Consider the following 25,817-nt stretch of genomic DNA (forward strand, 5'->3'; position numbering starts at 1 on the left):
AGTTATTTTTTATCCGGTCGAGAAGGCCTCACTTCTATCTTACTTGGTAAGGTTCTTTCGTTCATTTGTAATAGGTCAAGTACCAATTCACCAATATCTTCTGGTTGAATTTTCCATGCGTCTTTTTCATCCGGTTCATTGTGGTTAAAATGCGTGGCCACAGAACCTGGCATAATGGTAGATACCTTAATTCCATACTGTCTTAAATCTAACATCGCCGCTTGTGTAAAGCCCACAACCCCAAATTTAGAGGCATTGTAACCCGCCCCTTGCGCAAAGAAATTGGTACCTGCCAAACTAGCCAACGTAATGTAATACCCCTCAGTTTTCTTTAAAGCTTCTACAGAGGCTTTAAGCGTATGAAAAACACCGTTTAAGTTGGTATTTATCATTTGGTGCCATTCCTCATCTGTCATTTTATCAATCGGCGCAAAATTACCTACACCTGCATTTGCCAAAACAACATCTAATTGGCCCCATTTTTCGATAATTTTTGAAACGGCATTCTTTTCATCTGTCATCTTAGATACATCGGAAACAATTCCTAAAACAGCATCATTATTAAAATCCTTTAGCGCCTGATCTACACTTTTCTGCGATCTGCCACTAATGGCAACTCTCATACCCTGATTTAACAATGTTTGCGCTACTGCAAAACCAATACCCTTAGTGCCTCCTGTAATGTAGGCGACCTTATTTTTCAAATCTTTCATCGTTCAATTTTTAAAATTATCACAAGTTACCAATAATCTGATTTTATTGTTGTCTATATACATTAAGATTTAACGGTTTCAATTTGTTATATTTAACGGTTACTTAATCAACCTCAACAACATGAACAAAATACTTATTTGGTCTATTACCGTAGCCCTAGCTGGCTTTTTATTTGGATTTGATACCGTTGTAATTTCAGGAGCGGATAAACAACTGCAGGCCCTGTGGCAGAGTTCTGATTCATTTCATGGTTGGGTGGTGATTTCAAGTGCTTTGTGGGGTACCGTTTTGGGTGCTTTGTTTGCCGGTTTTCCTACCAATAAATTCGGTCGAAAAAATACCTTAATATGGATTGGTATTTTATTCAGCGTATCTGCCATCGGATCAGCGCTTGCCAATGACCCGATTACATTTGCTATTTTTAGATTTATTGGTGGTATTGGCGTTGGTGTTTCTACTATTGCAGCTCCTGCATATATTTCTGAAATTTCACCTGCGGACAAACGAGGCAAACTCGTCGGTTTCTATCAATTCAGTTTGGTATTCGGTATTCTTATCGCCTTCCTATCTAATTATATGCTTAGCGGATTAGGGGAAAACGCATGGCGGTGGATGGTTGGTGTAGAAGGCATACCTGCCGTTATATATACCTTGTTCGTACTTACCGTACCAAAAAGTCCAAGATGGTTGATAACTCAGGGCAGAATTGATGAAGCTAAAAAGGTATTGAGATTAATTGACCCAGATCAAGATGTGGATGCTGTGGTCGATATAATCCAACAAGACGATAAAAACAACGTAAAAGGAGAGTCTATTTTTATGAAGAAATATCGCTTTCCGCTTATGCTAGCTTTTCTTATTGCTTTTTTTAATCAGGTTTCCGGTATTAACGCATTTTTATATTATGCACCCCGTATTTTTGAAGAAGCGGGCTTGGGTGAAAGTACCGCATTATTAAGCAGCGTGGGCATTGGCGTTACGAATATGCTTTTTACTTTGTTAGGCATTAACCTCATCGACAAATTAGGGCGAAAGCAATTAATGTATATTGGCTCCGTGGGGTATATTGTGTCGTTATCACTTGTAGCATGCGCATTCTTTTTTCAGTGGGAAGGTATGGCAGTGCCTATCTTCTTGTTCATATTTATTGCTGCCCATGCTATTGGACAAGGAAGTGTTATTTGGGTATTTATATCTGAAATATTCCCTAACCACTTACGTGGAAGCGGGCAAGCATTTGGTTGCTCCGTACACTGGATCTTGGCGGCAGCTATCCCAGCGGCAGTTCCCTTTTTATTCTCCACTATTGGCGCAGGTACCGTTTTCCTGTTTTTTGCAGTTATGATGGTTTTACAGCTCTTATGGGTGCATTTTATAATGCCAGAAACCAAAGGGGTATCGTTAGAGGAATTGAGTAAAAAATTGATAAAGTAGTAATACTAAAAGCTAAAGTCCTTTAAAATGTTAGGGAGAAGTATGTTTAAGAACCAGTCAACAAGATAAAACTAATTGTCAATATCAAATTACTGGAAAATGTAAAAAATTCTATTGAAATAATAATGCAGCTACTTTAAATCTGGTAAAGCAAATGCCATCACAGAACCTGACGGATTCTCATTGGTACCACCAACGGAAAGGGCAATGTATTGTTTACCATCTACCGAATATGAACACACATTAGCATTATTTGCGGCAGGCAATTCTGTTTCCCAAACCAACTTCCCCGTTTTCTTGTTAAAGGCCCATAATTTTTTATCGGCTGCGCCACTAATAAACACTAAACCCCCAGCGGTTACCATAGGGCCAGACCTCGCCATTAATCCAGTATCTGGAGCACCTTTTTCCTGTAATTTTTCATCATTGCCCAATGGTATTTGCCATTCATATTCACCTGTAGAAAGGTTTAGCGCATTTAAGGTATTCCATGGGGCTTTTAGGGCAGGGTTGCCACTAGGGTCGCTCCACGTTCTATAGGCTGTACTATTCATGTAGCGCACGGGTACTTCTTCACTTTTTATATCTTGTGGCACTTCTATTAAGGGCTCTTCTTTGTCATACAAAAATGCCATAACCCCCCTTTCTTCACGTGGGGTGAGCACCCCTTTAAAACCTGGCATTTGTCCGCCACCTTGGCGAATTTTTAAAAGTGTTTCATGTTCTTCTACCTTTCCCTTTAAGCCTGAAAGTGCAGGAAAAGTTGGGGGAACACCTTCCATTTCGGTTCCGTGACAGGTGGCACAGTATTTTTTATAGGCGGCACGACCATACTCATAACGTGTACTATTATCTGCTGCAAAATGTGCATTGGCATCTACAATGGTCTGTATTTCTGGTAGGTTATTTCCTCTTATGTATAAATACGATGAATTTGGGTCAAAGGCGGCACCGCCCCAATTGACTCCTCCGCGCGTAGCAGGTATCGATAAGGTTCCTTTTAAATCTGGCGGAGTGAACAAACCTTCATACCTGACCGACCTAAATGTTTTTAAAATAGAATCGTAATCTTGTTCTGTAAAATAATTGAGGTCTTCTTCGGTCATGGACTGCTTTACAAAAGGCTTAGGTTTGGTGGGGAATGGTTGTGTTTTGTATGCTATTTCTCCCGGAAGGTGAGACTCTGGAACCTCACGTTCTTCTACAGGAAAAATAGGTTCGCCTGTATCACGGTTCAGCACAAAAATGAATCCGTGTTTGGTCGCTTGGGCCACGGCATCTATTTCTTTTCCATCTTGCTTTAACGTTACAAGATTTGGCGGACAGGGCAGATCATAATCCCAAATATCATGATGCACCGTTTGAAAATGCCATTTATACTGCCCTGTGGCAGCATCTAATGCCAATACGCTATTACCATAGAGATTAGCGCCTTCCCTATCGGCACCATAAAAATCAAAAGTTGGCGAGCCTAATGCCAGAAACACCATTCCGCGTTCGCTATCAATGCTCATACCTGCCCAGCAATTGGCTCCACCGGCATATTTATACGCATCGGGAGGCCATGTTTCGTATCCTGGTTCTCCCGGATGGGGAATGGTATGAAATGTCCAAGCCAATTCACCGGTTTTTATGTTGTAAGCGCGAATATCCCCTGGCGGAGAACCATAAAAATCAGGTAATCTTGAACCAACGATAATTAGGTCCTTATAGATGCTACCAGGTGTGGTAAGTGCCACGGAGATTTTGTTTGGGTCATCACGTACACCTACATTAAGATTTACTTTTCCATTTTCCCCAAACGTAGTTATCAATTTTCCTGTGGTGGCATCGATCGCCATTAAAAAATTACGTGCCGAATATAGAATACGTTTGTCATCACCATTTTCCCAATAGGTTACTCCTCTACTGGTGGCACTTGGTTCTCCTTTTTCCAAAGGATTGAACGACCATATCTTTTCACCTGTTTTTGCATTAATGGCATAAACCGTTTGCTTAGCAGAATTGGCGTATAGAATTCCATCAACAATAATCGGGTTGCTTTGACTAGTAACTGGGTCAGCACCATCGGGTAAATCAGTGGTTTGAAATGTCCATACATTTTGTAATTGGTTTACATTCGAAGCATTTATTTGCGATAAAGGGGAATAACTTGAACTTGCCGCATCGCCTTGGTAAGTCATCCAAGTTCTGCCTTGCTTTATTTTTTCTTTGGAATTGGTACAACCCACCGACCCCAATAATCCTATTAGTAAAAGTATACCAATGTAACCATTGCATTGTTTCATATAATGTGGTCATCAAGATGTTGGTTTATAGCGTTTAATTTTATTTAAACTAGCTATTGTTCGAAGGATTGTTTAGAAATGGTTGGTGATAATATCGTTCTCCGGTTGCTTTATACATTGCATTGGCGACCGCGGCAAATGTGGGTGGAAAAGAAGGTTCTCCCAACCCCGTTGGGTCTATATCACTTTTTACAAAATGAATGTCAATCTCCTTTGGTGCTTCGGTCATACGTATCATTCGATAGCTATCGAAATTACTTTTTTGGGGTACACCTTCCTTAAAGGTCTGTTCACCATATAAGGCATTTCCAATGCCATCTACAATGCCTCCTTCACACAAATTGATAGCAGCATCAGGATTTATTACAATCCCACAATCAATGGCACAGGTAACTTTTTTAATAACCGGTTTGTCATTTTCCCATTTCATATCCAATACTTGAGCGGCATATGAATTATGACAGAAATACGCTGATACTCCTCTAGATAGTCCTTCAAAGTTCTCATCCCAATTCGATTTTTCCTTCACTAATTTTAAAACTCCTGCATAACGTTCGGCATCATAATCATTTCGTTCTCCAACGGGATTGTTTTTTGCTTGTTCTAACAACTCCAATCTAAAATCGATAGGATCTTTTCCTGTGGCTTCTGCCACTTCATCTAAAAAAGACTGTTCTGCACTTGCCATAAAATTAGAGCGTGGTGCTCTAAAAGAACCTATAGTAATGTTAGAATTTATTTCCCAGCTTTCTGCCAAATAATTAGCAACGGCTCCAGCAGGAAATCTATCTGCATACAAAGGACTCTCAGGTATTCCTCCTGCGTTTACATGAAACGCGGTAATATTATGATCTGCATCGAGCGCAGCCCTATACTTTACTTGATAAGCGGCCCGATAAATACCACCGGTCATGTCATCTTCACGTGAATAGACCAATTTTATGGGTGCTTTCACCTTTTGTGAAATTATTGCCGCTTCAATTAACCAATGTGCATAAGACCTACGTCCATAGCCACCACCCAAACGGGTCATTTGAATGTCTATGTTTTCAATGGGCATACCCAATCGTTCCGAAATGGCGTGCTCTGTAAGTTCTGGTTTTTGTAACGGTCCTTTAAGTTCTGCTTTGTCTGCCGTAACATTAGCGAAAAAGTTCATAGGCTCCATGCAGTTGTGAGCCAAAAATGGTGCTGTGTAGATGCGTTCAACAATTTTAGTGGCATTTCTAAAAGCCCTTTCCGGATTACCGTCTTTACGAACTTCCTTTGCTTTTTTAGATGTCATAGCAGCCATCATAGCCTTATGTTCTTCTGAGTTTTCTAACCCAGCAGGAATAGTCAATATTTGTTTAGGTCCACTATAGGGCTGCCTTTCCTCTGTATAGGTTTCAAAAGGTTCCCACTCAATTTTAATAGCTTTTTTGGCATTCATTATCTGCCAAGTTGTATCGCCTACAATGACAACAACTTCTAAAAAAGTACACGTATCAAAATGCTGTCTTTCATAATCATCTTCAAGCACCTTTATCGGAAAAACATCGCGAATACCAGGCATCGATTTTATTGCTGCATCATCTACAGATTTAAATTTTAAACCAAATGCTGGTGGATGAACAATCATTGCTGTTAGCATACCTTCTTCGTAGGTATCAATACTAAAAAGAGGTTTGCCTGTTACTATATTAAGGCCGTCTACATTCTTTTTAGAAGTACCAATAATTTTAAAATCATTGATTTCTTTCAGTTCTACTTCTTCTGGAACGGGAATTTTTGCGGCCGCTGATGCAATTTCACCATAACCCATAGATCGGTCACTTGAACCATGTTTTAAAATACCCGTTTCCGTAGTAATTTCAGATGCCGGTACTTGCCACTTTTCGGCCGCAGCAGCCATTAGCATATGCCTTGCCGATGCCCCTGCCATTCTTAAGCCTTCCCAACCTCTACGTATGGCTTGGCTTCCACCTAAAAACTGAAAGTTAAAGGAGTCAGTATCTAATGATGCTTGTTCAACAATAACATGTTCCCAATCTACATCCAATTCATCGGCCACGATCATGGGCATGGAAGTCTTTACGTTTTGGCCACCTTCCGGATTTGGGGACATGATGGTTACCTTGCCATTCTCGCCAATTTTCAGATAAGCATTGATCTCAAACCATTCTTTTGGCAATTCATCGGCAACCATGTTCGACGCTTGGTCAGGTTTACAAGAATTCAAAAAACTAAATCCCAGCACAAGACCTCCTCCTGCCAAACTAGTGTTTTTTATAAACGACCTTCTCCCTATTTTCGTTTTTACTACCGACATCTAAATTGTATTTGTTTTATCCTATCAATGGTGGCTTATCTGTAATAAATGGTTGATGGTAATGTCTTTGTCCCGTAGCTTTATAAAGTGCATTTGCCAAGGCCCCCATAATTGGTGGAAAAGGTGGTTCACCCATTCCTGTTGGGTCAATTTCGCTTTGAACGAAATGTGTCTCTATTGATTTTGGCGCCTCTTTATGTCTAATTAATCGATAACGATCAAAATTGCTTTGTTCGGGCATTCCATCTTTAAAAGTTAGACCACTGTACATGGCATGACCAATTCCGTCAATCACCCCTCCCTCGGATAAATTGGAGGCAGCATCTGGGTTCACTACGATACCACAATCTATTGCAGCGGTAACCTTTTGAACGACTGGCTTATTGTTCTCCATAACTATATCCAATACCTGGGCCACATAACTTTGATGACAGAAATAGGCAGAAACACCTCTATGTACACCAGATTCGGTTTGTTTCCAATTCGATTTTTCACGTACCAATTCTAAAACCCCGGCGTAACGGGCAGCATCATAGTCGTTAGATTCTTTTTCTCCCACAGGATTTTCCTCTGCACGTTTCAATAACTCTAATCTAAAATCGATTGGATCCTTGCCCATTTCCTCAGCCACCTCATCTAAAAAGGATTGTTCTGCACCTGCGATGAAATTAGACCGTGGCGCTCGAAATGCCCCAGTTGTAATATTCGAATCAACAGTAAAATCTTCAGCCAAATAGTTATCAATAGCACCGGCAGGAAAACGATTTGCAAAAAGTGGACTTTCTGGTATGCCCCCTGCTTTTACATGAAAAGCTGTTAACTTATTATCTGCATCGAAGGCAGCCCTATACGTGGCATAATATGCAGGGCGATAAATACCTTGGGTCATATCATCTTCACGGCTATACACCAATTTTACCGGTGCACTCATGCGTTTAGAAATGGCAGCAACCTCTACCATAAAATGACCATATAACCTTCGCCCAAAACCACCACCTTGGCGTGTCATTTGAATATCTATTTTTTCTAATGGAAGTCCTAAAACTTCTGAAACGGCAGACTCCATCCATTCCGGAGTTTGGGTGGGACCGAGTAACTCTGCATGATCCTCTGTAACATGGGCAAAGAAATTCATGGGTTCCATGGTATTATGCGCCAAGAAAGGACAACTATAGCTACGCTCAATTATTTTAGCGGCACTTTTAAAAGCAGCTTCAGGGTTACCATCTTTACGTGCTACTTTGGCATTGAGACCTGTCAATTCTTTTAATTTAGCAGTGTGACTCTCTGAATTTTCCATGCCAGCAGGGAAGGTAACTTTCATGTCGTTACCGAACATGGTCATGGTATCAGTAATATCCGCATTGTTTTCCCACTCTATTTTCAAGGCCTTTTTAGCTTGAAATACTTGCCAAGTACTGTCACCAACAACTACGACCAATTCATTAAAAGCCGTAAAATGGAAAGCCATTTTTTTGTAGTCGTCATCATATAGTTTTATGGAAAAAACATCACGTATACCCGGCATTTGTTTAGCGGCCTCCGCATCAAATGACTTCAACTTCATGCCAAAGGCCGGCGGGTGTACCAACGATGCTATCAACATGCCCTCTCGCTGAACATCTAATCCAAATAAAGGTTTGCCTGTAACTATCTTTTTACCATCTACATTTTTTCGGGATGTACCGATTATGGAGAAATCCGATATTTTCTTCAATTCTACTTCTTCAGGTACTTCTATTTTAGAAGCTGCCGATGCCATTTCACCATAGCCAGCAGAATTTCCACTTGCTTCATGTGAAAGAATCCCAGCTACTGCAGTAATTTCTTCAACCGGTACTTGCCAAGCCTTAGCAGCTGCTTCTTTTAGCATTTGGCGAGCTGTAGCGCCTGCCATTCGAAGATTTTCCCAAGAACTACTGATTGACCTACTACCACCTGCAACCTGCCAACTATAAAGGCTGGTATTAAGAGGAGCTTGTTCAACTACGACATTTTTCCAATCAACCTCCAATTCATCTGCCACGATCATAGGCATAGATGTCTTAACATTTTGGCCAATTTCAGGATTCGGCGACATAATCGTAACCACCCCGTTATCGCCTATTTTTAAATATCCATTGATTTCATACCACTCTTTCGGCATTTCTATTTCTATTGCCAGTGCCTCGGCAACTTTTGGTTTACAAGAATTTAACCAACTGAATCCAAGTACAAGCCCTCCACCGGCAAGGCTGCTATTCTTTATAAAAGCGCGTCTTCCTAATTTTGTTTTTATATGAGTCATAGCTATTATGTATTTTGGTTTATATTGGCTGCCATTTTAACGGCTTTTTTAATTCTAGTATAGGTACCACAACGACAAATATTTCCGTTCATGGCCCCTTCAATCTCTTCATCGGAAGGATTCGGATTTTTCTTTAAAAATGCCGAAGCGGTCATTATCTGTCCGGCTTGGCAATAACCACATTGAGGCACATCAATCTCTAACCATGCTTTTTGCACAGGATGGTCCCCATTTTCTGAAAGTCCTTCAATGGTCGTTATATCTTGCTCACCCACAGCAGAAATAGGTAATTGACATGAACGTACCGCATTCTCACCCAAGTGAACGGTACATGCACCGCATTGTGCAATACCGCAGCCGAATTTTGTGCCTACCAATTTAATGTGGTCGCGTAAGACCCACAGCATCGGAGTAGTTGGGTCGACCTCAATTTCGTGAGTTTTTCCGTTAATTTTTAGATTGAAGTTTGCCATGATATTTTAGTTTAAATAAAGACTGATTTAAGTTACAAATTTTATAGGGTTTATAATTTTAAAACCCATTGTATGTTGTTAATTTTTATATAGTTTTTGAATTTTCATTCCGGCTATATATCCTCCTGAAATTTTTTCCATTTTTTCTTTACCCATCACTTCCATAAATCAGTTTCAATGTCTTTTTCTATCAAAATCAGAATATATATATATATATATATATATGGAATTAACTTATTTTCTTACCAAATATTGATACTAGACAAATTACCCTACCAACGATGGTTTATCCGTTATAAAAGGTTGTCTATAATGTCTTCTACCTGTAGCTTTGTACAATGCATTTGCCAAAGCTCCGAATATCGGCGGAAATGGAGGCTCACCCAATCCAGTTGGGTCCGTATCATTCTCAACGAAATGTACATCAATGGTTTCTGGTGCCTCTTTAAATCGGATCATTCGGTAAGTGTCAAAGTTTTTATGGTCTGGAACACCATTTGTAAAGGACATTTCCCCGAACATGGCGTTACCTATGCCATCTACAATGCCACCTTCGGCCATATTGGTTGCGAAATCGGGATTTATGACAATACCACAGTCGATTGCAGCCGTTACTTTTTCCATTTTTGGCATTTCACTGTCCATAGACAATTCCAAGACTTGTGCTACATAACTGTTATGGCAAAAATAGGCGGAAACCCCTCTATGGATTCCTGGCTTTTCACTTTGCTTCCAACCTGATTTTTCCTTTACCAACTCAAGTACACCGGCATAACGTTCCGCTTCATAGTCATTGTTTTCGCCTACGGGGTTTTTCGCGGCCCTATCGAGCAACTCTAACCTAAAATCAATAGGGTCTTTTCCCATGGTCTCTGCTAGCTCATCTAAAAAGGATTGTTCTGCACCGGCAATAAAGTTGGAACGGGGTGCCCTAAAGGCACCAATGGTAATATTAGATTCCAAAGCCCATCCTTCGGCCAAATAATTATCGATTGCCCCAGCAGGAAAACGGTTCGCCGCGACTGGATGCTCCGGTATTCCACCACCACGTACATGAAAACCGATTAGGTTATTGTCCTTGTCTAAGGCAGCCCGGTAGGTTGCGGTATAGGTAGGTCTGTAAATACCATAGGTCATATCATCTTCACGAGTATAAACCAACTTTACCGGAGCCTTTATTTCTTGAGAGATTACAGCTGCCTCTACAAGATGGTGACCGTATGCCCTTTGGCCAAAACCGCCCCCCATTCGGGTCAGGTTTATATGAATGTTTTCTTCCGGAAGTCCCAACCTAGCTGCCAAAGTACCAGAAATAAGCTCAGGAGCCTGAGTCGGTGCATAGAGCACTGCTTCTTTCTCGGTCACATGTGCAAAGCAATTGACGGGTTCCATACAGTTATGGGCCAAATAGGGAGCTGTATAGGTTCGCTCTAGAACCTTGTCAGCATTTAGGAACGCCTCTTCCGGATTACCGTCCCTTCTTAGAACATTCCCTTTTTTCAAGGACATTTCCTTCATTTTTTCATTATGTTCCTCGGTACTTTCAAGTCCGGCTGGTACTTTAATCGTGGTTTTACCTCGAAAACCGGCCATCACAAATTCGGAATCCGAAATTTCTTCCCATTCCATTCGTAGCGCTTTTTTTGCCTGCATTACTTCCCATGTACTGTTTCCTACTACTACCGCTATTTTGGTATGGGTAGTGGTGTCAAAAAAGTTACGCTCATAATCATCCTGTAAGGTTTGTATGGTAAATACATCCTTTATTCCTGGCATAGATTTAGCAACCGAGTCATCTACAGATTTAATCTTCATACCAAAAGGTGGAAGTGCTATCATTGCGACCAACATCCCTTCCTCTTGCAAGTCCATGGTAAAGAGTGGTTTTCCAGTGACAATATTTTTGGTGTCTACATTTTTTTTTGAAACACCGACTATTTTAAAGTCACTCACCGCTTTTAAAGGTACTTCTTGCTCCTCGGGTATGGTAATGTCCTTGGCTAAGGATGCCAATTCACCGTAACCTATTTCCTGCCCAGTGGTTTTATGATAAACAGTTCCGTTATTTGTGGTTAATTCATTCACAGGAACATTCCATTGCTGTGCAGCGGCCATTAATAACATTTGACGGGCCGTGGCGCCAGCTACCCGAAGTCCAGGCCATCCCGTGCGAATCCCTTGACTACCTCCGGTAAATTGCCTATCAAATTTTTCAGGATGGAAATTAGCCTGCTCTATCAAGACCATTTTCCAATCTACATCCAATTCCTCGGCCAATATCATGGGTAGGGAAGTTTTTACATTGGAACCGAATTCCGGATTAGGTGCCATCAAAGTCACCACACCATTTTCTCCAATTTTAATATAGCTGTTGAATTCTGACCATTCCTTGGGCATTTTCAGAGCCAACTCCATTTCCTTTTCAGGTACTGCCTTGGGCTTGCAAGAATTCAACCAACTGAAACCAATGATCAAACCTCCACTGGCCAGGCCTGTATTCTTAAGAAATGCTCTTCTTCCTATCTGTGTTTTTACGTGTGTCATGGATTCAGTTTTTTAGGATAATTCACTATTTGCGGCCATTTTCACGGCTTTCTTAATTCTTGTATAGGTACCACAACGACAAATATTTCCGTTCATGGCTCCTTCAATCTCTTCATCGGAAGGATTCGGATTTTTCTTTAATAATGCCGAAGCAGTCATTATCTGTCCAGCTTGGCAATAACCACATTGAGGCACATCTATCTCTAACCATGCTTTTTGCACAGGATGATCCCCATTTTCTGAAAGCCCTTCAATAGTGGTTATATCTTGATCACCCACAGCAGAAATAGGTAATTGACATGAACGTACCGCATTGTCGCCCAAGTGTACGGTACATGCACCACATTGTGCAATACCGCAGCCGAATTTAGTGCCTACCATGTTAAAATGATCTCGTAAGACCCATAGCATCGGAGTAGTTGGGTCGACCTCTATGCTTTTAGTAGTTCCGTTAATTTTTAAAGTAAATGTTTCCATGATCATATAATATTCAAGGTTTGTATCAAGTTAATAATTTATTTAGTTGGGTCGATTATAAAACTGGTCTATTTGAGAAAAAAAACAATGTTAAATCTCTTATTATCAGCTAATCAACCACCCCTAACTTAATTTTAGATAGCCAAGATTTGATAGCAACCTTGGCCTCTTTTTCATTTTCTCCCTTAATCGCCAAAAAAATACCGTCCCTTTCTTTTCCTCCTTTTATTGAAAAGCCTTCTAAAATTTTACTCTTCGGGCATAATATTTCAATGGTGTCGAAACTACTGCCAACACCATAACCTGCATTGGTATTGAACGGAATCACCGTTTTCCCCTCGAGATTATTTTCAGTTAAAAAACTCTTTAAAGGAGGGGGAAGCTGCATACCCCAAGTAGGAAAACCAATAAATATGGTTTCGTACTTTTTCATATCGACCTTAGTCTTTAACGGTGGTAAAAACCCGGTTTCATTTTCTTCGGCCACCTGTTTTACAATAGCCCGATAATTTTCAGGATATGGATTTTCAAGCTCTAAGGGAACTAAATCGCCACCTACTTCTTGGTGAATAATCTCTGCCAAAGCTTTGGTATTGTTAGTTCGGGATAAATAAACCACAAGAACTTTATCCGATTCCTGTAATCGCATCTCCTTCTTTGTTTCAGATGAGAAACAAGAACTAAAGAATGTTAATAAAATTAAAAGCTTGGTCATAAATTTCTCTCCTATTTTATTGGTCTACCAATGCAGTCTCTGGCGCTCTTACACCCACCAAAGGAATTTTTTCTAAGGCAGTTCTAAACTCAATTTTCTCGGCATCTGTAAATGAAATATTAAGCGCTCCTTGGTTTTGTTTTACGTGATGTAATTTTGTTGTTCCGGGTATTGGAACTATAAATGGTTTTTGACTCAATAACCACGCTAAAGAAATTTGTGCAGGGGTGGCATCTTTTCTTCTACCCCATTCACGAACGAGATTCAAAACTTCCATATGTGCCTTAATAGCCTCTGAGGTAAAATAAGGAACCGCTGCAAAACGGGAGTCTTCGGAAAAACGACTGTATTCATTGAATTTATCACCTAAAAAACCTCTGCACACAGGCCCCCATGGCACAAAACCTATACCAAGTTCCTCGCAAGTATCGATTACCTCGTTTTCTAAGGCACGTTGTATTATTGAATATTCACTTTGCAAGGCCGAAACTTTTTGTACCGCATGGGCCTTTCTGATAGTTGAAGGTGATACTTCCGACAACCCAAAATGAAGTGCTTTACCTTCTTTGATCAAATCCTTTACCGTACCTGCTACATCCTCAATGGGAACATTTGGATCTAGACGATGTAGATACAACAAATCGATGCGATCCGTGCGTAGTCTTTTTAGCATGCCTTCAACAGCGTTTCTTATATTTTCAGGTCTACTATTTCTTCCTCCACGACTTCCAGTCGATAACTCGAACCCAAATTTGCTGGCAATGACCACTTTGTCCCTGATGGGTTGGAGAGCCTCACCTACCAATTCCTCGTCGGTAAATGGGCCATAAACTTCTGCCGTATCAAAAAAAGTTACGCCTAAATCTACAGCACCGCGTATTACCGGAATCATGTCTTTTTTATCGCGAGGAGGATTGTAACTACCACTCTTCATACCCATGCATCCTAAACCTATAGGGGAAACTTCAAGGCTACCCAACATGCGTTTACCGCCAATTACAGCTGGGTTATTAATAAGTTTTTTGGTTGAATCATTTATTTCACTGCCAAAAGCGAATGGAGTCGCTGCCATACCTGCTCCTAAAAGTGCTGATTTTGATATGAATCCCCTTCTGTTGATTTGTTTGCTCGTTTCTTTAGGTTGCTCTGACATGGTATGCTACTTTTTCGTTTTACTTTCTTTTTAATTTTTATTCTAAGTGCTTTTGTAAAAAAGCAATAACCTTGGTGCGTATCTCATCCACATCAAACATTTCCCCAAAATGAGGAGCATCCTTCACCATGATCAATTCGTTTTCTACGCCCTTTATCGTCAACCACGCACTTAAGAGTTGGGACTGTCTTGGGGAAACTAACTCATCTTTTTCACCATGAATAATCAAAAAAGGCGGGTCGTTCCCATCAACGTAGCTAGCGGGACTGGCGGCCTTGGCCAAATCAGGACGATCAAGGGGAGCTGACCCGATCAACAGTCCTTCAGGTGATTTTGGGTCATTGGCCCCCGGAAATAATAAGAGTTCTGCCGGACCGTAAAAATCGACTACCGCCTGAAACTGAAAAGAGGTATTGGTATCTGTCATAAAAAAGTCAGGGATAGTATCATTCTTTGACAATCCCATCATGGAGGCTAAATGCCCTCCTGCAGAAAATCCCATGACGGCCATTCGGTCTGTATCAAAACCATAAGTATCCGCATTATCCACCAAAAAGGAAACGGCACGATTGCAATCTTGTATTTGTGCAGGAAAAATAGCTTGAGTAGCAAAGCGATAATCTATGGATGCTAAAGCGTATCCTTTGTCCAAAATTTCCGCCACTGTTTTTTTCATGTAGCCTATATCGGAATACTTGTCATTTACCAGCCATCCGCCACCATGAACAAAGATGACCAAAGGTATTTTGCCTGTTACTTTTGAAGGTAAGTAAATATCGAGCAGGTGTTTTTGAAGGGTATCGTTATTGTAGTTGATATTACCATGAAGTTCCGTTCCCTCTGGAAAAATATCCAATACCCGGTTCGTTTGTGAATATCCCTGAAAAAGGGCCAAAAAAAGGACCATTAAAAATGATAATCTCTTGTTTTGTGCTCTCATACCCTTGTCTTTGTGTGATTTTAGATTTCCAAATTTCTTCTTGATACGGATTAAATGCCCCTTGCCTGTATTTTGTGTCTTGAATTTAGGGATTTTTCAATCACATCCAATCTTGCTTTCCTTGGATCGGGTTTCCCAATTGTAGAACCGTCCCTTTCTATATCAAGAATCTCATTTTCTTCGGCAATGAAAACCGGCCATTCAGGTAAATCTTCGCCATTAGGGTTACCGGTCTTTGCGAAATTCACCCAATAGGCATTCATCATTTCAGCAACCTTTTTGTCTTCTGGTGTCGTTTCTGGGTTGCCCCATCGGGCATTGAGATTGTTAAATACATAACCGACTTCTGAACCGTGTCCTGCACCAAATGGCATACGCTCTTTTAAAGGGTCAGGTACAAAACCAAAATGGTACACATATGTAGCTTGATTCTCATTAGTAAATGCCCTGGCGGTAAAACGCCCAGGCTCACCCCATACCCAATCTGAATTAAACTTTGTAATTACCTCGGTAAATTCGTTAGTACCGTCAGGATCATAGGCCGTTTTCACTTCCTCAATAAAATCACCAAAAAGCGAAAATAGTTCTTCTTTGGTTTTACTTGTGCTTACAAAAGGACCGCCAATCTCTGCACTATTAGACCCAATGATCAGGGGTATTTTTGCTTGTCGGCCAGCGTTATAGGCGCTCTCTGCAGTTTCCACGACCAATGTTCCATCTAGAATGGGTCCAGAATAAATGCGAGGGCCACCTACACCATTTGTTTCCTGTCCTCCGTCCACGATCTCCTCAACACTCAGCGCACGTAGTTTGGCCAGCGCAGCTGCATCTGTTCCTTCAATTCCATGTTTTTTAGCAAAGTTGATGCCTATGGTTTCTGCTGAAACCGTATAGAAACTGTCGGCATTTTCTTCACGAATGGGCCTTCCGGTAAGAACACCGTCCCGGCCACCTCCCGATTGACTAATTCCCTTGTGAAAAAGACCTTTCGCATCTGGTATAGTCATCAATGAATGTACAGATACACCACCGGCAGAAAAACCAAAAATGGTTACATTATTTGAGTCACCACCAAAAGCTTCCACATTTTTCTGTACCCACTTAAGCGCCGCAATCTGGTCCATATAAGCATAACTTCCTTTATGTTCTTCTGGATGCTCCGCACTTAAAGCAGGAAATGCAAAATGGCCCAAACGACCCAAACGATAATTAATTGTAATTAAAATCACGTCTTTTTTGGCAAACTCATTTCCTGCAATACCGGGGCCAGAACCACTACCACCTACAAATCCTCCCCCATGTATCCAAACCATCACAGGTAATTTTGATTGCTTAGAGATGTTAGACGGTTTCCATATGTTTAGGTAAAGACAATCTTCAGATGAACCATCGACTATTGTGCCCGGCGAACCTCCCCAACCAGACTGTGCACAATTTGGTCCATAATTGCTTGCATCACGTTCTCCTTTCCATGGTATAACTGGTTGCGGCGCGCGCCAACGATAATCGCCAACGGGAGGAGCCGCAAAAGGAATTCCTTTAAAACTAGTTACCAAGCCTTCATTGACGCCAACAAGAATCCCTGATTCTGTTTTAACTTTATGAAAATTATTTTGTTGTGCCGTAATGCTAAAGCCCAACAAAAGAGTTAAGCCAAATAGAAATTTCTTCATGTAGCTGTTTTATTTTATTTACCTATAATTGATTTCGTTTTATTCTCGTATCATAAGTTTGCTAAAAGTCAAGTCGGCCAATTTCCAGTTGTCGTTTTCTTTTACATAGACTTCTGTGACCATAAAAGGGTTACTAACTTCATTCTCACCAACGACCGCCAATAATGTTATTTGATTCCAAAGGATTACAGTGTTCTCATTCAAAACTTCTACCATTACCTCATGAACATCTGCCTTTTTGTAGTGTATAAATCCACCCCTAATAATATCCACTTCTCGGTCTTTGCCCCAAGTACCGCCCATATGGACAAACTTGGCTTTATTATGAAAAAGCACTTCAAGGCTATCGGCATTTTTATCGGCCATCCATTGCCATTTTTGGGTAGAAAGGTCCTTTATTTCCTGCTCAATATCAGTAGATTGCGCAATTCCCAAATGTGTGCCCATAAGACAGATTAACAAACCAAATATTTTACTTTTCATATTTTTTATGTTCTAATTTTTAATGTTCTATTTCATGGGTGTCGCGAACACTGCTAAAAGTCAAGTCTAATAACTTCCAATCACCACCTTCCTTCTTATAAAATTCGGTAACGGTAAATTCGTTAGATACATCGTTGCCTCTTACATGGGCAGTTAAGGTTATCCGGTTCCAGAGTATGGCAGTATCGTCTCCAAATGTCTCCACTGCTACATCATGTACATCGGCATTTTTGTACCAAATACTTCCCGTTTTTATAATTTCCAATTCCCTGTCTTTTTTCCATGAACCGCTCATGTGCACAAATTTTGATTTGTCATGGAAAAGGGTTGCCAATTCATCTACATTTTTATCGGCCATCCATTGCCATTTTTGCTTGGAAAGTTCCTTGATTTCTTCTTCAATGCTGGTACTTTGCGCGAAAGATGAAGTGCTAATTACTGTTAATAGAATACCAAATACTAGATTTTTCATTTTTAAAGTGTTTAAATGTTACTACTGAATAACTTTATTTATAATAATGTTTACTTTTTAACTCATCATAGACAAGCTGCTCAAACCTATTAAATATTTAAGATAGTTGAGCTACCCTTATCACTGAATAACCTACCACTTTTACTGATTTTTAAATGCTATATGGTTTGTTCACAAAACTTTAACTAAATTGGAAAAAATGTGAAGGGTTATGTCTACGATAAAAGATTTGGTTAAGGTAGATGATTATTGTTCCAAGTTTAATCTGTCAACGTTGCACCCATTGGTCAGCGTACATGATCTCTCAGAAGGAACTTGGGGGGGAAGTGAACATGCCGAAGCCGTACGGTATCATTTTTACGGTATTTTTTTAAAACAAGGGGAAGGCTGTATTTTAAAATATGGTCGTCAGAACTATGATTACCAAGATGGGACTTTGGTATTTCTAGGACCAGGGCAATTGGTGAATGTAGGACACATCGACAAGAATTTTAAACCATCTGGCCATGCGCTTTTGTTTCATCCCGATTTGCTTTGGGGTACCCACTTGGCAAAAACAATGACCAATTATACCTTTTTTTCTTATCTATTCCATGAAGCACTTCATGTCTCAAAAAAAGAGCGACAATTGGTGTTAGATTTATTTGATAAAATACGAACAGAACTATCTCAAGGAATTGATAAGCATAGTAAAGAACTGGTTGTTGCCAATATCGAACTATTTTTAAAATACTGTATGCGATTCTACGATCGGCAGTTCATAACTAGGGAAAAGGAAAATCTAGGCGTTATTCAACGGTTCGAAATTTCTTTGAATTCCTATATACAAAAAGGAAAAGCTAGGGTGTTAGGAACCCCTTCAGTAAGCTATTTTGCGGAGGAACAAAATTTGTCTTCCAATTATTTCGGTGATCTGGTCAAAAAGGAAACCGGAAAAAGTGCCAATGAACATATTCAGGACAAGTTGATTGAAATAGCCAAACAAAAAATCTTTGATCCCGATAACTCTTTGAGTGAAATTGCCTATGAACTAGGTTTTAAGTACCCACAGCATTTTACGCGGCTCTTTAAGAAAAAAGTTGGGAAAACTCCAAATGAGTTTCGCTTACTGAATTAAATCTACTTAAAGCCCCGTGGACTTTTCCATTTGTTCGGTATAACGTTCACCCATTATTTGTATCTGCTTTGAGGCGGACTTAATTTCCTGTAGTTCCTGTGCGGAGAGTTCAACTGAGATAGCGTCAAGGTTTTCTTCTAATCTATGTGTTTTCGTGGTTCCAGGGATGGGTACGATCCAAGGCTTTTGCGCCAAGACCCAAGCCAATGCAATTTGTGCAGGAGTGGCATTTTTACGTTCGGCAAAATTATACAACAGTTCTAATAAACTTTGGTTGGCCTTACGTGCTTCTTCTGTATATCTGGGAAGCATATTTCTGATGTCCCCTTCGGCAAAAGTGGTTTTCGTATCTATTTTACCTGAGTAGGGATTTGTTTACGCCTTATTACGCTAGATGGAGCAATGGCGAAGTGGATATGGTTGGATTGAGTGATACTACTTTGAAACCTATTTGGGCCCTCGAAATTAAATGGTCTGATCGATATTTTGAAAAACCCAAAGAATTAAAAAGTTTAATCAAATTTTGCCAGGAAAATAGTATTAAAACACCAATTGTTACGTCTATAAGTAAAGAAAGGGAAGTGGAATATGCAGATGTTCTCTTTCAATTTTTACCTTCATCGGCTTATGAATATATAGTCGGGAAAAATACGCTTGGCATGAAAATAAAAAATAAACATACCAAAACACTAAGCTTTTTTAAAGTTCAAATAAAGGATATTTTACTATTTGCATAATTTTCAAATTATCGTTATTTTGCATCAATAATATTAATAATGGTTCATTATGGCGGTAATTAGAAAATCAATTACATTTACAGAACAACAAGAGGCTTACGTAAAGAGCTTAATCGAGCAAGGTTTTTACACAAACGATAGTGAATATGTCAGAGATATTATACGGAAGGATCAGGAAAGAAGAAAACGTATTGTAGATTTGAACGAGGCTCTCATCGAGGGAATGGAAAGCGGACCATCTGATGCCAATATAGATAGTATTTGGGAAGAAGCCATAAATGAGCATAATGCCGGAGAATAATTATATTATTAGTGTTAAGGCAAAAAGCGATATAAAGTCCATTGCCAAATACACGATAAAAGAATTCGGAGTGAATCAATCTTTTAAATATGCATATGGTCTCAAAAGTATTTTACAGGAATTAGCAAATAACCCTGAATTAGGTAAGCGTTATGTTGCCGTTAAAAACAAGATGCTACTACGTTATAGATACAAGTCGCATGTAGTGTTCTATTATACCGAAAGCAATGAAATTTTTATAGTTAGAATACTTGGAGGTAAGATGGACTTCCAGATGCACCTGAAGTGAATTTTAAGTAAAAGGATGAGTTAGGACACTATGTCGTAATTCGGTAATGTCAATTTAAAGAATGCAAGACTTAAAAAAAGAACTAATTGACTTAAAAAAATATGGCGAGTCAGTTTTTGAGGATAAAACCAACTTTGAAAAGTGGTTAAAGACAAAGTCAAAAGCTTTAGGTGGGATAACCCCTGAATCACTTTTAAACAGTGCAAGAGGCATACAGAAGGTTATGGATGCATTGGGAAGAATTGAACACGGTATCTTGGCTTAAAGTTCAATAAAAGGATATAAAGGACATGACAATTTTGTTATTTTTTTGATTCCTTACCTTTAGGCTAAAATAGGATGAATAGGGGAACTATTATATTGTACGACGATAAGCCCAGTATAGAAATACGCTTGGACAATGACACTATTTGGTTGAATCAAAGACAAATGGCAGAATTGTTCGATAAGGATAGTGATACAATAGGTCTCATTTAAAAAATATTTTCAAAACCAAGGAATTGGATAAAAAAGTAACTATCGAGAAATACTCGGTAGTTCAAAAAGAAGGAAATAGGAATGTTAGACGTACTGTTTTATTTTACAGTTTAGATGCTATAATTTCGGTTGGTTATCGAGTAAATTCAAAACAGGGAACCCAATTTAGAATTTGGGCCAACAGTATTTTAAGAGAATACTTGGTCAAAGGTTATGCCGTCAATGAGAAAAGATTGGCCCAAAAAGAAGAGGAAATCGAAATACTTATAAATGGTATTTCGATATTGGGAAGGGCGATAGAAGATAGGTCAAGCAATGAAAACAATGAATGGTTAAGACAGTTTTCCCAAGGATTGAAATTACTTGATGACTACGACCACGAAAGCCTTGACACGAAAGGACTAACAAAAAAAGAGTCCATTTTCCCTAGTCTGCAGGATTATCAAGTGCTCGTCCGACAGATGTCAGCTGAATTTGATTCTGATATTTTTGGAAGGGAAAAGGATAAAAATTTTCAACGCTCCCTAGCTCAAATTACCAAAGGTTTCGGAACAGAGGATTTTTACCCTACCATAGAAGAAAAAGCTGCTACATTATTATATCTGATCACTAAAAATCATTCTTTTGTCGATGGTAATAATCGAATAGCTACAGCTTGTTTTCTTAAATTTCTAAATGAAAACAACATGCTTGATTCCAAAAATGGTAAACCAATAATCAGTAATGATACCTTGGCAAGTTTAACGCTATTCATTGCTTCGAGTAAGACAGAAGAAATGCAAACGGTAAAAGATTAGTGATTAGTGTTCTAAACAGGAACAGATGATTATATCTTCAAAATAAAAATAAGTTAGTACTCGATATCGTAATTCACAAAGTTCAAATAAAGGATAATTAGCATTGAGTCAATGAGTAATGAATTTTTAATCGAGAAAAGCTATTTCTTTAAAACCCCCGTTCTTGGCCTCTTTTAGTAGTTTCGTTAATTAACCTTTTGTGGAACTTAGATTCCTTAATCTAATATTGAAGTTAAAGCACCCCATGAATGTAGATTCTTTTTCAAAAAATATTCTGTAAACGGTGAAGAAGTTTTAAAATGGACCAATTTGTATCAAATAATACCCATCTTAATTAAAAACTAGTTTTGCGTGCAAATGAAAAAAGCTTCAAAAGTCAAAACTCTTGAAGCCTTATATTTACTGGTGGAGAATACCGGATTCGAACCGGTGACCTCTTGCCTGCCAGTCTTGAAATTATAATTTTTGAAAAAAAATACTCGTATATTATTGATATTCAATTATTTATAATTTTATTTAAAATCATTTGATTTCGTTTGATTTCAAACAAAGCAAAACATTAGCTTGCACATTAACAACTGTTTTAAAGAAGGAGAATTAGATAAAGCTTCAGTTGTCAAGGAATCCTTAACAACTGCTTCTGATGGTAAAAGATATAAAACAAAAAAAATACAATTTAAATGTCATAATATCGTAACCTATCGAACGAAATGATATGAAAAGGGATATCCCCTTTGCTAAAGTGCGGATAGGCCAGTTCTGTAATCTCAAAATCTTTGAAGTCATAAATGATTCCACTAAAGCTCCATTCCCTAAAATGCTTCAATAAAGGATAGACCACACTTTCTGTTTTACCCCTCCCTGCCGCACCAATTATAGCTATCCCACGATGAATATTTTCAAGATATAATTTTCCTTTAGAGAATAGTAAAAATACCTTGTATTTTCCTTTTATAGTGGCGTTTTGATTTTTTGGAAAGAATACAAAAAAAGGATATTAATGAAAAACAAAGGCAGCCCTATTAAAAGTAGCGCCAAGATAAACTGCCGTAAGCTACTGCTTTTATACCAGGCACCTAACAATCAGAAAATCAGCCAAACCAAATTGAAATAAAATCCATATTTAAATATCCGGTCTACCATAAAACATATTCCACTTCCAAAAAGTAGTAAAACGATGAGCAATCCATTGTTCAATTCTTCCATAACAATCCTTTTAAATTCCAATTGAACACGCTTCAATAGCTCTTTTTATTCCTCTTCGCAATTGATGAAAAGTTTTAAGGGCCAACTGCGCTTTATTAGTTGGTATCGAATGGATAATCAATCTTGTTTTTGATAGTAATTTCAAAGCCAATGCCTTTTCATTAGTAGGCAGATTTACCAATAGCACTTTGAATAAAACAGGGTCTTTGGTGAATACTTTTTTTGCAGTATACGTTTCAGCAAAGTTTCGATTGTACCCAAAGAGTTTATCAAACAACTGTTCAGATTTTTCATAGAATCCATCTCTATTAAAACCACGTTGCACCTTTTGACCGTGCATTTGAACTTCGGAAGCTTAATATTTTGATCCTGAGGAAAGGCTAAACGAATTGGTCACATCCTTCCTGCTTACGATGATGTGAATATGGGATAGGTTACCCTCTTTTTTCATGCCAGCAACAATCATTTTACCATTTATTTTATGGGGAGCGTTTTCTTTCAGTGGTTCTATTTCCTTTTCTATTTTCTTGATGGTATCTAGGACACGTACCCAATAAGATGCTATATATTTTAGTTCCTTTCTTAAGCATACACGATATTAATTTTGATGCTGAAAGTGTAGCGCCATACAATTAACTAGCGTTATAACCTCTACAGCAAATATTAAAATAAGAGCCTTTAAAGGTGCTGATATACCGAATCCTCGAAGGTAGAAAATGCCAATTTCGTCCAATATTTGGTAACCGGTACATGTCTGTATTCCGACCTGTCTACCAATTTTCTAATCGGATCATTCGAATCTTGTCGCTCAGCTACTTTGTCGAGTTGTTCTTTTGACATACCCTACTAAAAGTTCACACTATGACCCATAGTGTGGTCTATATAATTTGTATAGTATCCTTTACATTTTGCTTTACCCACCCAAGGCATTGTGCAAAATTTTTGAATATATGTTCTTCCGGTATCAGGTTTGGGATAATGTTTACCCGTTCCATCATATACCTAGGCTGTTTCAAAACATCCACTAAAAGAACGTTAATGTTCGATTTCTTCAGGTCTAGCAATACATCTTCAAGCGTATACAGACCGGACTGATCTAAGTACTGCATTTGACCCATTCTGATAATTACAGTACGTGCCGTTCTTGGAATTTGATTGGCCAAATTTTGAAATTCGCTGGTAGAACCAAAGAATAGAGGACCTTTAAGATGTTTGATAAAGACTTCTTCTTTTAGGTTTTCGGGAAAATTCGCTTCGTCGGCCCAGCCTTTTTCCCGTTTTAAGGTTTTCACATCGGAGCGTTCGGCCGTAAGGTCGCCCATTTTTTTCATGAACATTAATGAGGCAATGATTAGACCCACCCCTACGGCATACACTAGGTTCCAAACGGATGATAGTATCATAACTACCAACATAATTATTACCTCTGAACTAAATTTGAAAGGACCTAACTTGGCGTCCTTGGGCATAAAAGGAATAGCCTTTAAGCCCTTATAATCCATGACACCGATTCCCACTGTAATCAAGATGCCAGCAAGAACTGCGGCAGGAATTTGAGAGGCTATGGGGCCCAATGCCAATAGAATAATAAGCAGAAGAATGCCGGCGATCATACCGGATAGTTTTGTTTTTCCTCCCGCATTTATATTTACAACGGTACGAATGGTTGCACCGGCTCCGGGAATACCCCCAAAAACTGCCGCTATGCTGTTCCCTATTCCTTGCCCGATCAACTCCTTATTTGGACGGTGCTTTGTTTTGGTCATGTTATCAGCAACAACGGATGTCAACAGCGAATCAATGGCTCCTAACAATGCGAGGGTCAAGGCAGTAAATATATACGGGGTAATTGAGCTTAGCTGAAATTGGGTGAAAATTTTTAGGTTGGGTAAAGGAAAGCCACCTGGAATCTGTTCTATAGGGCGATAATCCAACCCAACACCATAAGCTACTCCAGAAACTATAAGCAGGGCAACCAAGGCACTAGGTATTGATGAGGTAATTTTCTTAAAACCATAAATGATAATAATTGTGGATAAGGCTAGAATCAATTCCAGCCAATCGATGTGCTGTAAAGCTCTTGGAAGTACTTTAATAGCACCTATAACTCCCGAAGCCTCTTTATTGGCCAAGGTCTTGGCTTCCTTTAAAATAACTTCATCAGTTACTTCATTTGCTCTGACAATTGTTTCTTGAAAATCCTCTAGTACCAAAATACCTTCCCCGGTCTCCTCCCTAAGGATGTCACCCAAAATTATCTCTTCGGCCTCAGGTTTGAACCCTTCAACAAAATTGATATCCTCTTTGGGATAGTAACCAATGGAAGGGAGAATTTGGGTCACCAGGATAATGATCCCGATTGCCGTCATAAAACCGGAAACCACTGGATAGGGGATATACCGTATATATCTTCCGATTCCCATAAGACCGAGGCCGATCTGCATAAGTCCAGCCAGAATAAAAACCAATAAAATAGCGGGCATTGCTTTCTCTAAGCTACCATCGTTTACCGCAACAATACCTGCAATGACTACCATGCTTACGGCTGTCATTGGAGCGGTAGGGCCTGAAATCTGTGTGTTCGTACCCCCAAAAAGTGCGGCAAAAAAACTAATAAAAATAGCACCATATAGCCCTGCACTTGGCCCCATTCCGGAACTTACACCAAAAGCCAATGCCAAGGGCAGCGCTACGATACCTGCTGTTATGCCGCCAAATACGTCGCCTTTTAAATTAGTAAAAATTTTCTTCATCATTAATTTGCTTATTATTAAGAATTTAAGTCCTGGATTTACCAGATGTAAAAAATATTTTTGGCGAAAAGGTTAAATCCTTTAATACAATTTATTATGATTCCAATCCTCTTTAAAGTAGAATGGACAACACCTTAAGGAATCTTTTTTTGCAAGTTGAATCGTTTTCTGAATTG

24 protein-coding genes and 1 pseudogene are annotated in these 25,817 nt (G+C 39.2%); 8 read left to right on the forward strand and 17 right to left on the reverse strand.

Going from position 1 to position 25,817, the window contains the following annotated elements:
• Positions 1-2 precede the first annotated feature (2 nt).
• Positions 3-713, reverse strand: a complete 711-nt coding sequence (locus tag BMY56_RS06245; RefSeq protein WP_091621426.1) for an SDR family oxidoreductase — start codon at positions 711-713, stop codon at positions 3-5.
• Between the two features lie 121 nt (positions 714-834).
• Here BMY56_RS06245 and BMY56_RS06250 point away from each other — a divergent pair, with 121 nt between their 5' ends.
• Positions 835-2,148, forward strand: a complete 1,314-nt coding sequence (locus BMY56_RS06250; RefSeq protein ID WP_091621429.1) for a sugar porter family MFS transporter — start codon at positions 835-837, stop codon at positions 2,146-2,148.
• 131 nt (positions 2,149-2,279) lie between these two features.
• Here BMY56_RS06250 and BMY56_RS06255 read toward each other — a convergent pair whose 3' ends face one another.
• The 12 genes from BMY56_RS06255 to BMY56_RS06310 all read right to left on the reverse strand — a co-directional run bounded on the left by BMY56_RS06255 (position 2,280) and on the right by BMY56_RS06310 (position 17,964).
• On the reverse strand, positions 2,280-4,436 hold the full coding sequence (locus BMY56_RS06255; RefSeq protein WP_091621432.1) for an outer membrane protein assembly factor BamB family protein: 2,157 nt from the start codon (positions 4,434-4,436) through the stop codon (positions 2,280-2,282).
• 49 nt (positions 4,437-4,485) lie between these two features.
• Positions 4,486-6,747, reverse strand: coding sequence for a xanthine dehydrogenase family protein molybdopterin-binding subunit (locus BMY56_RS06260; RefSeq protein WP_091621434.1), 2,262 nt, complete (start codon positions 6,745-6,747; stop codon positions 4,486-4,488).
• 16 nt (positions 6,748-6,763) lie between these two features.
• Positions 6,764-9,034: a xanthine dehydrogenase family protein molybdopterin-binding subunit gene (locus tag BMY56_RS06265; protein WP_091621436.1), complete on the reverse strand. Its 2,271-nt coding sequence runs from the start codon at positions 9,032-9,034 to the stop codon at positions 6,764-6,766.
• 5 nt (positions 9,035-9,039) lie between these two features.
• Positions 9,040-9,507: a (2Fe-2S)-binding protein gene (locus tag BMY56_RS06270; protein ID WP_091621438.1), complete on the reverse strand. Its 468-nt coding sequence runs from the start codon at positions 9,505-9,507 to the stop codon at positions 9,040-9,042.
• Between the two features lie 267 nt (positions 9,508-9,774).
• Positions 9,775-12,051, reverse strand: coding sequence for a xanthine dehydrogenase family protein molybdopterin-binding subunit (locus tag BMY56_RS06275; RefSeq protein WP_091621441.1), 2,277 nt, complete (start codon positions 12,049-12,051; stop codon positions 9,775-9,777).
• Between the two features lie 12 nt (positions 12,052-12,063).
• Positions 12,064-12,528: a (2Fe-2S)-binding protein gene (locus BMY56_RS06280; RefSeq protein WP_091621444.1), complete on the reverse strand. Its 465-nt coding sequence runs from the start codon at positions 12,526-12,528 to the stop codon at positions 12,064-12,066.
• Positions 12,529-12,637: 109 nt separating this feature from the next.
• The gene (locus BMY56_RS06285) at positions 12,638-13,243 is read right to left on the reverse strand and encodes a flavodoxin family protein (protein ID WP_091621447.1); all 606 of its coding nucleotides are present in this window, start codon (positions 13,241-13,243) and stop codon (positions 12,638-12,640) included.
• A 16-nt stretch (positions 13,244-13,259) separates the two neighbouring features.
• Positions 13,260-14,396 carry an aldo/keto reductase gene (locus BMY56_RS06290; RefSeq protein ID WP_218144552.1) on the reverse strand — a complete coding sequence of 379 codons (1,137 nt, stop codon included), beginning with the start codon at positions 14,394-14,396 and terminating at the stop codon, positions 13,260-13,262.
• 37 nt (positions 14,397-14,433) lie between these two features.
• A complete protein-coding gene (locus tag BMY56_RS06295) occupies positions 14,434-15,336 on the reverse strand; it encodes an alpha/beta hydrolase (RefSeq protein WP_245737153.1) in 903 nt (300 codons plus the stop codon).
• Positions 15,337-15,386: 50 nt separating this feature from the next.
• On the reverse strand, positions 15,387-17,009 hold the full coding sequence (locus BMY56_RS06300) for a carboxylesterase/lipase family protein (protein WP_091621450.1): 1,623 nt from the start codon (positions 17,007-17,009) through the stop codon (positions 15,387-15,389).
• A 39-nt stretch (positions 17,010-17,048) separates the two neighbouring features.
• Positions 17,049-17,492, reverse strand: a complete 444-nt coding sequence (locus BMY56_RS06305; RefSeq protein WP_091621454.1) for a nuclear transport factor 2 family protein — start codon at positions 17,490-17,492, stop codon at positions 17,049-17,051.
• Positions 17,493-17,511: 19 nt separating this feature from the next.
• Positions 17,512-17,964 carry a nuclear transport factor 2 family protein gene (locus BMY56_RS06310; RefSeq protein WP_091621457.1) on the reverse strand — a complete coding sequence of 151 codons (453 nt, stop codon included), beginning with the start codon at positions 17,962-17,964 and terminating at the stop codon, positions 17,512-17,514.
• Positions 17,965-18,175: 211 nt separating this feature from the next.
• On the opposite strand from BMY56_RS06310, the gene BMY56_RS06315 reads away from it, so the two are divergent.
• Positions 18,176-19,081 (forward strand): helix-turn-helix domain-containing protein, encoded by a 906-nt coding sequence (locus BMY56_RS06315; RefSeq protein ID WP_091621460.1) that lies wholly within the window; start codon positions 18,176-18,178, stop codon positions 19,079-19,081.
• A 6-nt stretch (positions 19,082-19,087) separates the two neighbouring features.
• On the opposite strand, the gene BMY56_RS06320 is transcribed toward BMY56_RS06315, so the two are convergent.
• Positions 19,088-19,393: an aldo/keto reductase gene (locus BMY56_RS06320; RefSeq protein ID WP_091621463.1), complete on the reverse strand. Its 306-nt coding sequence runs from the start codon at positions 19,391-19,393 to the stop codon at positions 19,088-19,090.
• Between the two features lie 59 nt (positions 19,394-19,452).
• Between BMY56_RS06320 and BMY56_RS06325 the strand changes: the two genes are divergently transcribed.
• The 6 genes from BMY56_RS06325 (at position 19,453) to rhuM (ending at position 21,682) form a co-directional block, all read left to right on the forward strand.
• A complete protein-coding gene (locus tag BMY56_RS06325) occupies positions 19,453-19,818 on the forward strand; it encodes a hypothetical protein (RefSeq protein WP_091621465.1) in 366 nt (121 codons plus the stop codon).
• Between the two features lie 49 nt (positions 19,819-19,867).
• Positions 19,868-20,119, forward strand: coding sequence for a type II toxin-antitoxin system ParD family antitoxin (locus tag BMY56_RS06330; RefSeq protein ID WP_091621467.1), 252 nt, complete (start codon positions 19,868-19,870; stop codon positions 20,117-20,119).
• Positions 20,106-20,408, forward strand: a complete 303-nt coding sequence (locus BMY56_RS06335) for a type II toxin-antitoxin system RelE/ParE family toxin (RefSeq protein WP_177170925.1) — start codon at positions 20,106-20,108, stop codon at positions 20,406-20,408. Before BMY56_RS06330 ends, BMY56_RS06335 begins: the two co-directional genes overlap by 14 nt.
• Positions 20,409-20,469: 61 nt before the next feature.
• Complete coding sequence (locus BMY56_RS06340) at positions 20,470-20,673, forward strand: MbcA/ParS/Xre antitoxin family protein (RefSeq protein WP_091621473.1); 204 nt, start codon at positions 20,470-20,472, stop codon at positions 20,671-20,673.
• Positions 20,674-20,747: 74 nt separating this feature from the next.
• Positions 20,748-20,885, forward strand: coding sequence for a virulence RhuM family protein (locus tag BMY56_RS18815; RefSeq protein ID WP_245737154.1), 138 nt, complete (start codon positions 20,748-20,750; stop codon positions 20,883-20,885).
• A 23-nt stretch (positions 20,886-20,908) separates the two neighbouring features.
• Positions 20,909-21,682: a type II toxin-antitoxin system death-on-curing family toxin gene (gene rhuM / locus BMY56_RS06345; RefSeq protein ID WP_245737155.1), complete on the forward strand. Its 774-nt coding sequence runs from the start codon at positions 20,909-20,911 to the stop codon at positions 21,680-21,682.
• Positions 21,683-22,898: 1,216 nt separating this feature from the next.
• On the opposite strand, the pseudogene BMY56_RS06355 reads toward rhuM, so the two are convergent.
• From BMY56_RS06355 to BMY56_RS06360, 3 genes and pseudogenes are all read right to left on the reverse strand, one after another.
• Positions 22,899-23,453: pseudogene (locus BMY56_RS06355) on the reverse strand (DUF5712 family protein).
• 113 nt (positions 23,454-23,566) lie between these two features.
• On the reverse strand, positions 23,567-23,728 hold the full coding sequence (locus tag BMY56_RS18590; protein WP_177170926.1) for a hypothetical protein: 162 nt from the start codon (positions 23,726-23,728) through the stop codon (positions 23,567-23,569).
• Positions 23,729-23,766: 38 nt separating this feature from the next.
• A complete protein-coding gene (locus tag BMY56_RS06360) occupies positions 23,767-25,641 on the reverse strand; it encodes a SulP family inorganic anion transporter (RefSeq protein ID WP_091621872.1) in 1,875 nt (624 codons plus the stop codon).
• Positions 25,642-25,817 lie beyond the last annotated feature (176 nt).

Origin of the sequence: Maribacter orientalis (genome assembly GCF_900109345.1) — a bacterium.
GTDB classification, from domain to species: Bacteria; Bacteroidota; Bacteroidia; order Flavobacteriales; family Flavobacteriaceae; genus Maribacter; species Maribacter orientalis.